The 11,995-nt window shown below is 39.3% G+C and carries 11 protein-coding genes, 1 other RNA gene and 1 riboswitch; of the genes, 2 read left to right on the top strand and 10 right to left on the bottom strand.

Annotated features, from left to right (window positions below; genetic code table 11):
* Positions 1-100 precede the first annotated feature (100 nt).
* Positions 101-280: a hypothetical protein gene (locus ACJ9PY_RS16215; RefSeq protein WP_411738581.1), complete on the top strand. Its 180-nt coding sequence runs from the start codon at positions 101-103 to the stop codon at positions 278-280.
* Between the two features lie 349 nt (positions 281-629).
* Here ACJ9PY_RS16215 and ACJ9PY_RS16220 read toward each other — a convergent pair whose 3' ends face one another.
* Complete coding sequence (locus ACJ9PY_RS16220) at positions 630-1,943, bottom strand: nucleobase:cation symporter-2 family protein (RefSeq protein ID WP_411738582.1); 1,314 nt, start codon at positions 1,941-1,943, stop codon at positions 630-632.
* Positions 1,936-2,535 (bottom strand): xanthine phosphoribosyltransferase, encoded by a 600-nt coding sequence (locus tag ACJ9PY_RS16225; protein WP_057277826.1) that lies wholly within the window; start codon positions 2,533-2,535, stop codon positions 1,936-1,938. The genes ACJ9PY_RS16220 and ACJ9PY_RS16225 overlap by 8 nt, the downstream gene beginning before the upstream one ends.
* A 161-nt stretch (positions 2,536-2,696) precedes the next feature.
* Positions 2,697-2,798: riboswitch (purine riboswitch) on the bottom strand.
* Between the two features lie 432 nt (positions 2,799-3,230).
* Between ACJ9PY_RS16225 and ACJ9PY_RS16230 the strand changes: the two genes are divergently transcribed.
* A complete protein-coding gene (locus ACJ9PY_RS16230) occupies positions 3,231-3,458 on the top strand; it encodes a hypothetical protein (RefSeq protein WP_098864328.1) in 228 nt (75 codons plus the stop codon).
* A gap of 252 nt (positions 3,459-3,710) precedes the next feature.
* On the opposite strand, the gene ACJ9PY_RS16235 is transcribed toward ACJ9PY_RS16230, so the two are convergent.
* The 8 genes from ACJ9PY_RS16235 to ACJ9PY_RS16270 all read right to left on the bottom strand — a co-directional run bounded on the left by ACJ9PY_RS16235 (position 3,711) and on the right by ACJ9PY_RS16270 (position 11,741).
* Positions 3,711-5,222 (bottom strand): carboxypeptidase M32, encoded by a 1,512-nt coding sequence (locus tag ACJ9PY_RS16235; RefSeq protein WP_411738583.1) that lies wholly within the window; start codon positions 5,220-5,222, stop codon positions 3,711-3,713.
* A 132-nt stretch (positions 5,223-5,354) separates the two neighbouring features.
* Positions 5,355-7,268: an ATP-dependent DNA helicase gene (locus ACJ9PY_RS16240; protein WP_095679354.1), complete on the bottom strand. Its 1,914-nt coding sequence runs from the start codon at positions 7,266-7,268 to the stop codon at positions 5,355-5,357.
* Between the two features lie 225 nt (positions 7,269-7,493).
* Positions 7,494-7,694: a cold-shock protein gene (locus tag ACJ9PY_RS16245; protein WP_034307871.1), complete on the bottom strand. Its 201-nt coding sequence runs from the start codon at positions 7,692-7,694 to the stop codon at positions 7,494-7,496.
* Between the two features lie 193 nt (positions 7,695-7,887).
* Positions 7,888-9,036 (bottom strand): class I SAM-dependent RNA methyltransferase, encoded by a 1,149-nt coding sequence (locus ACJ9PY_RS16250; protein WP_063575774.1) that lies wholly within the window; start codon positions 9,034-9,036, stop codon positions 7,888-7,890.
* A 609-nt stretch (positions 9,037-9,645) separates the two neighbouring features.
* Positions 9,646-10,035, bottom strand: an RNA gene (gene rnpB, locus ACJ9PY_RS16255) — RNase P RNA component class B.
* Between the two features lie 80 nt (positions 10,036-10,115).
* The gene (gene gpsB / locus ACJ9PY_RS16260) at positions 10,116-10,427 is read right to left on the bottom strand and encodes a cell division regulator GpsB (RefSeq protein WP_034307876.1); all 312 of its coding nucleotides are present in this window, start codon (positions 10,425-10,427) and stop codon (positions 10,116-10,118) included.
* A 198-nt stretch (positions 10,428-10,625) separates the two neighbouring features.
* Positions 10,626-11,177: a DUF1273 domain-containing protein gene (locus tag ACJ9PY_RS16265; RefSeq protein WP_411738584.1), complete on the bottom strand. Its 552-nt coding sequence runs from the start codon at positions 11,175-11,177 to the stop codon at positions 10,626-10,628.
* 66 nt (positions 11,178-11,243) lie between these two features.
* A complete protein-coding gene (locus ACJ9PY_RS16270; RefSeq protein WP_411738585.1) occupies positions 11,244-11,741 on the bottom strand; it encodes a CotD family spore coat protein in 498 nt (165 codons plus the stop codon).
* Between the last annotated feature and the right edge of the window lie 254 nt (positions 11,742-11,995).

The following is an 11,995-nucleotide window of genomic DNA, read 5'->3' on the forward strand; positions in this document are numbered from 1 at the left end:
CTGACTTATGAGGTCCGGCTTTTGAATGTCCAAAGAGAAAGGAATAACGGAGTCAATGATCGAGGGAACAAACGGATGGGATGAGTAAAACGGTGAAATCATGCTTGAATCCTTTGCAGCAGAATTCGGCAGCATGCTTGCCGGTAATGTTACCGCCTCTTTAGCAGGAGACAAAGCATTGGTTGGTATTACAACCTCCCACGTCATGATGGGCAATGGCGATAAAATGGCGAGGTACTCTTCATATCACCTTAATAATCGATATGTATACACGATTTAATAAAACCCCCTTACCTATAATTTGGTAAGGGGGCGCTTTCAGTCATCTTTCTTTACTGAAGATTGATTTTGCACTTGTATAATAATGTTTTGAAACTCCTCTTTTCCACACACACTGCACCTATACTCCTGGCTTAGTATGGTCCTGCAATGAATACAATATTTTTTCTCCATCCCTATCACTACTTTCCTGAACATATACTATCAATATATTCAAAAAGTGAAGAGAGTTTCCTTTTATCTGACAAAACTCCAAATTCATTATCCTAAATGAAAAAAATACCCAAAATCCTCTTCACTTGAGGATTTTGGGTAGGTGAATCTATCAAGATTACCGAATCTATTTTTAATCAGGCTACATTTTGCCCTTCAATACGCGCTTCCTTCACTTTCCCTTTTGTAGGGATGATGTTAAAGACGATATTCAAGAATATGGCTGTCAAACTTCCGGCAACAATACCGTTTTCCGTTAAGATTTGAAAGCTTTCCGGAATTTGCGCAAATAGCTCAGGAACGACGGTCACCCCTAGTCCCATCCCTACTGAACAAGCGATGATCAATAAATTTTCTTGAGAAGCAAAATCAACTTTGCTCAACATCTTAATTCCAGCGGCAATTACCATGCCGAACATCGCCACCATTGCACCGCCAAGCACGGAAGAAGGGATAATTGTCGTGAATGCACCGATTTTTGGAACAAAACCTATGAAAATAAGAATGCCAGCCGTTGTGAATATGACATTTCTTGTTTTAATGCCTGACAATTGAATCAGGCCGACATTTTGTGAAAAAGCTGTATACGGAAACGCATTGAACAAACCGCCAATCATGATGGCAAGTCCTTCAGAACGATATCCGCGAGCCAGATCGTCTTCTGAAATTTCTTTGTCCGTGATTTCACCAAGAGCATAATAAACACCAGTCGATTCCACCAAGCTGACGATCGCCACCAATGCCATTGTAATGATTGCCGTGACGTTGAATGTCGGGATTCCAAAGTAGAAAAAATGAGGCATATGCAGCCAAGTGGCACTGACAACCGAGCTAAAGTCCACTTTCCCAAGGAAGAAAGCTGCAAATGTTCCTACTAACAGCCCCAATAAAATAGAGATGGAGCGTACGAATCCTGATGAGAATTTATACATGAATATAATGAATAACAAAGTTCCGAACCCAAGAGCTACATTATTCAAGTCTCCGAAATCAGCAGCTCCTTGGCCACCACCAAGGTTGTTGATGGCAACAGGAATGAGCGTAATGCCAATAATCAAAACGACCGATCCAGTGACAATGGGCGGGAAGAACCTTGCCAGTTTTCCGAAAAACTTACTAATGATAATGACAATTAATCCCGACGCCAAAATAGATCCATAAATGGAGTTGATTCCATATTGCGTACCAATTGCAATCATCGGGCTAACTGCTGTAAATGTGCAGCCCAGGACGACCGGAAGCCCAATTCCAAAGAATTTATTTTTCCATACTTGCAATAAAGTTGCTATCCCGCACATCAAAATGTCTATCGAAACTAAATAAGTTAACTGCGCTGCAGTCAATCCCAGCGCTCCACCGACTATCAATGGAATGACGACTGCACCGGCATACATAGCAAGAACATGTTGTAATCCTAATGAAGCAACTTTTAATGGTGATTGATTAGACATTGACGGCTTCTCCTTCCTTTTCCTCAGCAAACGTTATCTCACCGAATTTCAACTCAGCAATCCGTGCAAGTGATTCCACTTGAAAACCTTGTTCCCTAAGATCCTTACCACCGCTTTGGAATGCTTTTTCAATCACGATGCCGATTCCGGCGACTTCTGCTCCAACCTGCTTACAGATTTCCACCAACCCACGTGCTGCCTGTCCGACAGCAAGGAAGTCATCGATGATCAAAACCTTATCTCCGGCTTCAATATATTTATTGGAAACCGTAATGGTATTGGTTTCTTTTTTTGTAAAGGAATGAACGGACGCCGTTATTAAATCATTTGTTAAAGTAAGTGATTTACGTTTACGGGCAAAAATGAGCGGAACTTCCAATTCCAGCGCAGCCATCAAACCAGGTCCAATGCCAGAAGATTCAATTGTCAGCACTTTCGTTATTTCCTTTTGTTCGAAACGTTTTACGAATTCTTTACCAATTTCTTTCATTAACATAGGATCCATTTGATGATTTAAAAATGAATCTACTTTTAAAATATCTTCTGATAAAGCTTGACCCTCGGACAAAATTTTATCCTTTAAAAGTTGCATGAAGGTTCCTCCCAATCTTGGATGTTTATTGACCCATAATCTATGCAATTGTTTCGAGGCATATAAAAAAGCCCAAGAAACATTGCTGCACTTTTTTTGAGTGAAGCAATACTTCTTGGGCATGAATGAAAAATGAATCAGCAAAGGCCTTCATTATGCAACAAGATCTATTACTCACCCATAGTCGAATTATTTACGGTAATCCGGTAGAAACTTGCAGGCCATATCCCTGCTATTATACGAGTGAAACTTAATATTTTATTAATATATGAATTATAACAACGCTGACTCTATTTGAAAAGTTATTTTTGTTAAAAACCGAACTTTCAATAAAAAAAATAAGTCATCATTCGTATTAATAGAAAATTGTGAAATCACTAAACCTAAATAGCATGGATTTACCTATAAAGAAAAAACATCGCTGTCCTTCAAATAACATTTACTGGTATTTTGCTCATGCCCTTTTATGGTTTGTACAATTTGACCGTTGATTTCCTCAACAGGTACTCGCTTTCCGCGGGCGGTCCGCCCACGTCGCTTATGCGCCTGCGGGTCTCCCCTGGACTCGCTTTTCTAAGCAGGCGTCTCGCATATTCCGTTCAACTTTGTTTTAACTTTTAGAACCCTTTTGCCTATAAAGCATGATTCTATTCAGCGAAATGAACTGGAAATGATTACTTATAAAGAGGGTTATCGTGAGTACAAATCGCCAAAACACATCTGTGCAACATCCTCATCTTTATCACAGTGTGCAAAAAGAATTTCAAAAAGTGGTGACACGGCCTATCTGGCAAACATATGTGGAAGAGGCAGATCATCAGCGTCATCATTTTGATGTAAAAACTATATATGCGAAACGTAAAGAAACGATTGAGCGTGTATTCGGGAGATGCAAAGGAATGGTATGCAGTGGACTACTTTAAGGGGACTTAAAATTGTAGATGCAGGCGATGCTTACTTTTTTCTCTGGATTACTTTAAAAAAGATGGCCAATTGGACATAGTAAGGTCCAAAAATGGCCTAACCTAGTGGGCTTGTAGAGCCCCAATCGCTTAATTCCAGACGGAAATTTAAAGGGAATTTCCAAAAGGGGTTCGGAATTTTTAATTCCGAACCCCTTTTGTCTACAAACTTAGAAGGCCTTTACACTTAATGCAAGTCCTTCTTCCTTTGATTCATTTGATTTTATAAACTTCTTTATATTTATCTTCAAGATACTTTATTAAATACTGAACATTCAGACCTTCCCCTGTCGTTTCTTTCAAAATCTCCAAAGGTTTTTTTGTTTTTCCATATTTATGTATATTTTCATTAAGCCATTCCCTGATTGGCGCAATATCCCCCGCTTCCAACAGTCCATCAAAATCAGGCAAATCTTTAAGCATCGCTTGCTTGATTTGGGCTGCATACATATAGCCCAATGCATAAGAAGGGAAATAACCAAAGCTGCCATCTGCCCAGTGTACATCTTGCAACACGCCCATGGCATCATTTTCAGGAACAATTCCCAAATAATCCTTATATTTTTCATTCCAGACTTCCGGTAAATCCTTCACTTCAAGTTCTCCATTAAAAAGAGCCTTTTCCAGTTCATACCGAATCATTATATGTAGAGGATACGTCAGTTCATCTGCTTCAATACGGATGAACGATGGTTTCGATTCGTTAATGCCCCGGTAAAATTCCTCCAGTGTCACGTCATTGAATTGTTCGGGGGCATATTCTTTTAATAAGGAGAATTTATTTTTCCAGAAGCTATGGTTCCGTCCAATGAAGTTTTCGAAAAATAAAGATTGTGATTCATGGATCCCCATGGATGTCCCGGAATCAAGAAGTGTTCCGGTTAACTCATTGGCGATATTCTGTTCATAAATGGCATGTCCACATTCATGAATGGTACCAAAGATTGCCCCCCTAAAATCATTTTCATCGTATCGGGTCGTTACCCGGACGTCTCCCCTATTTATTCTAATTTCGAAAGGGTGAACCGTTTCATCCAGCCTGCCAGCCTTGAAATCGTATCCTAGCTGTTTTAGAATTTCCAAGTTGAGTTGATGCTGTTTTTCTTTTGGAAATTCTTTATAAAGGAACCCTGTTTCAGGTCTATGTTCGCTTGTTGCAATCTGTTTTACCAAAGGAACGATCCTCGACCGAAGCTCACTGAATACGCTGTCAAGTACATCTACAGTCATGCCTGGTTCATACATATCCAAAAGGGTATTATATTTAGTCCCTTCATATCCCCAGTATTCTACAAACCTGCGGGTATACGCTACAATTTGCTCCAGATAAGGTTGAAATAAAGAAAAATCAGCTTTTTCCCTTGCCTCTTCCCATGCACTTTCAGAACGCGATTGTAAAATGACGAATTCCTTATATTCGTTTGCAGGAATTTTCTTATTCCTTTCAAAATCTTTCTTACACTCTTTCACCATTTTATTAGTCGTTTCACTAAGAGACTCCTTCGAAAGTTCTGTAATGAAGGATTCCATTTCTTTACTTGTGCTCATATTAAACACTTCGGAGGAAAGCACCCCGATAACTTCGGAACGCTGCTCAACTCCCTTTTTCGGTGCACCTGTACGCAAATCCCAAAAAATTAACGCGAGTGCTTCATTATACGCCGAGATTTTCTTAACATATTCTTTAAACTCGTTTTCTATCAGATCGATACCCTTTTTAGTCATAGTCACTGCTCCTTCCAACTACACTTTACCATATTATACAAAAATCATTCCTATCAGAACCACTCCGATTAAAAAATTAAAATAAAAAAAGAACCAAGGGGCACCTTGGCTCTTTTTTTGGATTGACTTTAGTTAGAGCGTGACAGGAAGAATGGATACAATCTTCTCTTTCACCTGCTCCGAAAGATCCTTATCAATCAAAATCTGGACTGTCCCCGAATCATTGCTCGTCCTGATCAAACGCCCTATTCCCTGGCGCAAGCGAAGGAGCATGTATGGAAGGTCCACTTCTTCAAATGCGTCGGAAACCGAGTTGCGTTTAGCCTCGAAAACTGGATCGCGCGGCGGGAATGGCAGGGAGTGTATCACAACATTTTGTAATGAAGGCCCTGGAACATCAAGTCCTTCCCATAAATGATAGGAGAAAAGAACAGATTGCTCATCCTCTTGGAACTTCTTAACCAGCTCGCTGATTTCCGCTTCCCCTTCAAAATAAAATGGATAAGAAGACATTGGGCAGTTTTCCTTGAACCAATGCAATTCTTCTTTTGATTGGAACAACACGAGTGTTCGACCTTGATTTTCCTCAATTGTCTTCATCGTAAATTGAAGTTTAGCCAATTGATCTCCATTTTCGAAGGTAGGCATGTTCATTTTCATGACTTCATCGTAATCAAACGGTGATTCAACGGAAAAGCTGTCATACTTTTCTATCCCTAAACTATCTGCAATGTACTGAAAGGATTTATTATCCGATAATGTTGCCGATGAAAAAATGTAAGGGATTTTTTTAGAGAATACCTGTTCAGACAAAATATCCTGTACGAGCCTTGGCATGATGACCAATGTTTTGGTCATTTCATTTTCTTCAAACCAGGAAACGGCCTGTTCATCCTTTATAAATAGAGAAAGGGAGTAGCCAAGCTGCTCTAAATATTCTTCCGTCACTTTTAAATCATAATCATTGATCGTGTACATTTCCGCTTCAAAAACTAGGTTCTCCTCTAACTCCTCAACCTTTTTGTGAAGCTTATGGGCAAAGCTTGTAATTTCTTTGGACATTGGGATTTCATAACGATTAGATCCGCTGACATGTATCGCTTTTTCATCCAACAAATCAAAAAATTCTTCATTAATATCAATTAAATCCTCAATGATGTATAAGGTTTCTTCACGAACCTGATTGGCTGTAAGCAATTCCAAAACCGAGGCAAGGGTTTGTTCCCCAACTTTATAAGTTAAAGCCTTTTGAGCAGCAAATTCCAATAAGTGACCTTCATCAAAGACAACGCAGCTATGATCTGGCAGCAATGGTAACTGTCCTTCACGCTTACGCTTTTCCTTGGTCCATACATGCTCCATGAAGAAGTCATGTGAACAAATGATCAAATCACTTGATTTTCGATAGTGGTCCCGTGATAGGGTTTGCCCGCATCGATGGCGTTTATCACAAGTGAAACAGTTTTGGAGTTGATCCCAGCCAACTTTAGACCAGTCTTCATCATTTAAATATGGGTACTGTTTACGGTCCCCATATGCAGTATAGGCGTTCATGGATGAGTTATCATGGACAAACTTGGGAAGTTCATCATATAGCTGATCTATTCCCTCTGAATCTTCATGATTCACTGCATAATCCAACTTCTTCAGACATACATATTGATCGTGATATTTAGCAAGCCGAACATCCACTTCAATACCTAAAGCATTCTTGATTTTTTGGATGTCGCCTTCCTCTTTGACAAGCTGTTCAATCAACGTTTCATCTGCACACGAAATAATGGCCGGTTTATTCGTATATCTCGCATAACAAATCGCATATAGTAAATAGACCAATGTCTTACCGGTCCCTACCCCTGCTTCAGCAAAACTTACATTCTTTTCCTTAAAGGCTTTTTCTAATTGAAATGCCATGAAGATTTGTTCGTCACGCAGCTCAAATCCTTTTTCGGGAAGAATATCGTAAAAGACATCACCGATCCATTCTGAAAGCTTATCGTAAAAAGAATCTTCCTTTGTTACCGAAAAAGGCAGTGTTTTAAGCATCCTGGTCTCCCCTTTTAACTATCATCAGTATATAGAATCCGAATCATTATAATCTTAGGCAAAAGTATATTATCCTTTATTTCACATTAATAGTCAAGATATTTACCAACCATTAGAAAATGAAACGTATTATGTTTTTTCTATGTATGCTGCCTGGTTGTCCCATTCGTAAAATAAAAGACAGGCTCCAAAAGAGAGCCTGTCTGTAAATAATATAGGGTTGAATTAAGCTTTGTTTACGTTTGATGCTTGTGGTCCACGTTGACCTTGTTCTACATCAAATGTAACGTCTTGGCCTTCTTCAAGAGTTTTGAAACCTTCGCCTTGGATAGCTGAGAAATGTACGAATACATCGTCTCCACCTTCACGTTCGATGAATCCAAAACCTTTTTCTGCGTTAAACCATTTTACTTTACCTTGTTCCATTTTTGTTGCCTCCTAGTGTGTTCTCCACACATTATATTACTATCCTTGTTCAAAAGAATATTAAGGTATTCCTTAAATCTGAACAAAAATAATTCATTATTAGAATAACAGAAAAGGAAATGATAAGCAAGACTGGAACCTATTATGAATAAATCGTCCTGACTAGCAAAATCCTCCGTTATATTCTACCTACTTATTCACCTTGAGGCTGTCTTGGCGGCCTTTTCCCCCAATATTGATAAAGGTCAGCACGGATGAAACCATTGAACAATTTCCTTTTTTTCGTTGCAGGCTTACCATAATGCTGTTCGAAGTCAGGGTTGGAGGTAATCATGTATACTGACCAAGTATCAAGCTTCTTGAAGGCTTGGCCCATTTCCCTATACATCTGCTCAACCGCTTTTTTCTCGCCAAGACGTTCTCCATAAGGCGGGTTCCCGACAATGACACCATACTCTTTCCTGGTTGAGATATCCCTCACCTGCATTTGTTTAAATTCAACCAGATCACCAAGACCGGCTTCAAAACTATTAGCTTTTGCTATATCGACCATTCGATGGTCAATATCACAACCGGTTATGTCCAAGTACTGATCATAATCGGCTAAATCTTCAGCCTCGATCCGTGCTTCATCCCAAACCTTGCTGTCCATCCATGACCAAGTTTCAGATACGAATTCCCTATTAAACCCAGGCGCTATGTTCTGACCAATTAAGGCCGCCTCGATGGGAATCGTTCCAGATCCACAAAATGGATCAATGAAAGGTTTATCCGCTTTCCAATTGGTCAGCATGATTAACGCAGCCGCCAATGTTTCTTTAAGAGGTGCCTCCCCCTGCCCGGTTCGATATCCCCGTTTATGCAGACCTGCACCTGAAGTGTCCATGGTAAGTGTCACAACATCTTTTAAAATAGATACTTCAATTTTAAACAAAGGACCAGTCTCGGCAAACCAAGACACTTGCTTGTATTTACTTTTCAATCTATCAACAATTGCCTTTTTGACAATTGCCTGACAATCAGGGACACTGTATAGCTTTGACTTAACGGATTTTCCACTCACGGGGAACTCGACATCGGCCGATAAGTAATCTTCCCAATTCAATGCCTTTGTTTTTTCAAACAACTCATCAAATGAATATGCTTTAAATTCCGCGACTTTAATTTTCACCCTATCGGCAGTACGCAGCCATAAATTAGAGCGGGCAATGGCGGATTGATCCCCTTTATACGTGATTTTACCATTTTCGACTTGACAATCGTAACCAAGATCCCGAACCTCCTTGGCAACAATTGATTCCAATCCCATTGCTGATGTTGCGATAATATCGAATTGTTTCATTATTTCTGCACCTTCTTTCCATTAATCCAAATCAATGGCACCTTTTCACGAACTTCTTCATTTATGTATTTTAGAAGCAGGCATTGATTTTTTACATGTAAACCTTATTTAAAAGGTCCACTACCATTTATCTTGTCGTTAGAATTCTTCATTGTTGGCCTAGCTTCTATCATGATCCATATAGCGGGAACGTCTATGGATTACCGTGAAATTAAAGCTTTACACTATTATCACTGCACCTTAAGACAATCGCTGCAATTATATGATTGAAATCAGCCAAACCAATTATGTATGGTTCCCATCCATTATCCGCCTTCAGCTAACAGAAGAATTAAGGAACCTTTATAAATAGGATACCCAGAATCAAGGAATGCTTAACATTCCAACACTATTTTTAACAACGTTTCCGAAGACTTCATTCAAGCCATTTTCTTTACGCTGGACACTTTTCGAATGGTATGAAAAACTTGCCAAGTTCTAAGTTTAACACAGCGGAGTTTCAAAAAACGAAAAATAAAAGGAAATGCCCAATCTTTTTTAGGGCAATCTCCATAAACAAAAACTCTCCTTTTAAAAGGAGAGTTGTGCTTTTGGTGTAATATGATAACGTTTTGTAAGCCATGTTTTGTTCCTCAGTACTGCAAGCGACTCGCGTCTCGTACTTCGGCGGTAATCATCTATCTACAGAAGCATGTGCTTCTGTCCTTCTCCTCGTTCATTTCCAAGGAAGAAAGCGCCCCTACCATTAATTTGGGTTTCTCGCTCGTGGGGTTTACCTCGTTCCACCCTTTACATTTCTGTAAAGGCTACGTCACTGTGGCACTTTTATAGGTATTCATGCCATATCCAAAAGGACTTAGGCATTTTCCCAGCCGTCAGCAATCCAAGATTGCTGCCCAAGCTTATTTTTTCGCCAGGCACGAACACTACGGACATCGCAGTCCGTGCGAGCATGGACTTTCCTCTACTGCATAAATGCAGCAGCAATTACCCAAACGTTAACATAACATAATTGATTATACTCCATTATTCACGAAAACACAATACCACAATAATTTTTACTTTTACAATGCAAAACCTCAATCAAAAAGCTTGTTACCAAAAACGTGCTTTTCCAAGTTGGATAACCGTTTAAGGATGTCAAAGTTAGTGGTTCCCGGGGTAGCACTTGGAGCAGGTTGATTTGGACGTTTTGTACTCTCGTCGGCTTGTTTTTTCAATTTAAGATTTTCTTGTTTAAGATCTTCAATTTCCTGATGGAACACTTCATAATCTTTAATGATCAGATCCAGGAATTGATCCACATCTTCAGGTTTATACCCGCGCATGGCTGTTTTAAAATCTTTTTCAAGAATATCTTTAGCCGTTAATTTTATCTTATCGGATAGCATAAGACTTCACCTCAATACTTTCGCCAATACAATCGACTTTTTATTATTTTTTCAAATCTGCTTGGGTTTGTCAACGAAACACCTTTTTGTATCTTACTGTTTCAGTGAACGGTATGTATTCCCATTAAAACTGTATCTAAATTTCATAATAATATGATTATGCTTTAGAAACAACTTTTAATCCATAATTATTTTCTCTCATTCTTCGGACCAGCTCGCTTCTTCCGCAGCCGATTGCAAATCATCAAAGTTTATCTGAAAGATGGGGTATGGCTGTGTTTCAGCTTTTTTCAACGCTTCGAAATAAGGATATCGGGCTGATCCCTCTTTTTCGGCTTCGAAAATGATGAGCATGGCATCGCTTTTATGGACCATATACCTATTTTTGATTTTAAGCTGTTCGGGCCCTTCATATGGTTTGTTGAAAATCGATTCAACAAAATCGGCACGGGCCAATGTGGATCGGTAAAACTCTTGATTCGTTTCATTCCATGACTCTTCCTGTTTCAGGAAAGGAGTAAGCACACCTAATTTAAGCTGTTGAAATTCTTCCTGTAATTCGAAAACCACTTCGGCAGCCCATAATTCCGTACCCAACTGACCTGAGATGATCACCCATTCCAGCCCATCTTCCACCAATGGCAGGAGACGCTGTTTCATCGCTTTCTTTATATATTTTACGGCTTCATGATCATTTTTAAATATCCCGAATTCAAAAGCTTTGTAGCCGGTCATATACAAAACCTTCATTGCATAGTCAATCTCCCTTTTAACATGATTATATAAGAAAACAAGGGCTTGATAAGCCCTTATTTTTTAGTATCCGAAATGCTTAGGCGGACAGCATGGGTTTTGCGGCGGCATTCCACAAATCAAGTGTTGATTATAGCACTCGTTCACCACGGATTGAGTATGCGGGAAATAATGCTTAAACGTGTTCACATGTTTATTGACATTTGTAGTATGTGATGGATGAACGACAGGAATCACTGTGTTCGATACATTCGTATTGACATATTGCTGTGTTGGAGAAACTTGCGCTGGGGCAACTTGAGATGGAGATGTTTGTGTTGGACCATATTGCGCTGGAGACACAGCCGATGGACTATAGGCTCCCATTACGTTAGAGTTTTTACCGGTTGACGCCCCCATTACATTATTGGGGTTTTTACCGGTTGATGCGCCCATTACGTTGTTGGGGTATTTACCGGTTGATGCGCCCATTACTCCAGGTGCGTTCCCGTATGCTCCCATTACATTGTTGGATATTCCCATTACATTGGGTTTATTTCCTCCACAATTACGAAAATACATTTATAATACGTCCCCTTTCATCATGATAAGTTTAGTCTTACCATTACAGACTATGAAAAAAAGGGGATACGTGTACTGATGAAATGACCTAATTATACAGAATAAGTATAAAACGATGTATGGCTGTCGATAAGTACACTATTATATGAATGCTATCTCTTCAAATATGGAGGGTGATTTTCTACAAAAAGGAATAGAGACTGTCTTTTAATGAAGTAAATAAAACAATCGTTAAACAAAGGACAACAAAAAAT

The sequence above is a fragment of the Peribacillus sp. S4 genome (assembly GCF_046715815.1).
Classification (GTDB): Bacteria; Bacillota; Bacilli; order Bacillales; family DSM-1321; genus Peribacillus; species Peribacillus frigoritolerans.

Coding starts and splice junctions, on each gene's coding strand:
- ACJ9PY_RS16215 (WP_411738581.1), top strand. CDS start 101: ATGCTTGAATCCTTTGCAGCAGAATTCGGCAGCATGCTTGCCGGTAAT.
- ACJ9PY_RS16220 (WP_411738582.1), bottom strand. CDS start 1,943: ATGTCTAATCAATCACCATTAAAAGTTGCTTCATTAGGATTACAACAT.
- ACJ9PY_RS16225 (WP_057277826.1), bottom strand. CDS start 2,535: ATGCAACTTTTAAAGGATAAAATTTTGTCCGAGGGTCAAGCTTTATCA.
- ACJ9PY_RS16235 (WP_411738583.1), bottom strand. CDS start 5,222: ATGACTAAAAAGGGTATCGATCTGATAGAAAACGAGTTTAAAGAATAT.
- ACJ9PY_RS16240 (WP_095679354.1), bottom strand. CDS start 7,268: ATGCTTAAAACACTGCCTTTTTCGGTAACAAAGGAAGATTCTTTTTAC.
- ACJ9PY_RS16245 (WP_034307871.1), bottom strand. CDS start 7,694: ATGGAACAAGGTAAAGTAAAATGGTTTAACGCAGAAAAAGGTTTTGGA.
- ACJ9PY_RS16250 (WP_063575774.1), bottom strand. CDS start 9,036: ATGAAACAATTCGATATTATCGCAACATCAGCAATGGGATTGGAATCA.
- gpsB (WP_034307876.1), bottom strand. CDS start 10,427: ATGCTATCCGATAAGATAAAATTAACGGCTAAAGATATTCTTGAAAAA.
- ACJ9PY_RS16265 (WP_411738584.1), bottom strand. CDS start 11,177: ATGAAGGTTTTGTATATGACCGGCTACAAAGCTTTTGAATTCGGGATA.
- ACJ9PY_RS16270 (WP_411738585.1), bottom strand. CDS start 11,741: ATGTATTTTCGTAATTGTGGAGGAAATAAACCCAATGTAATGGGAATA.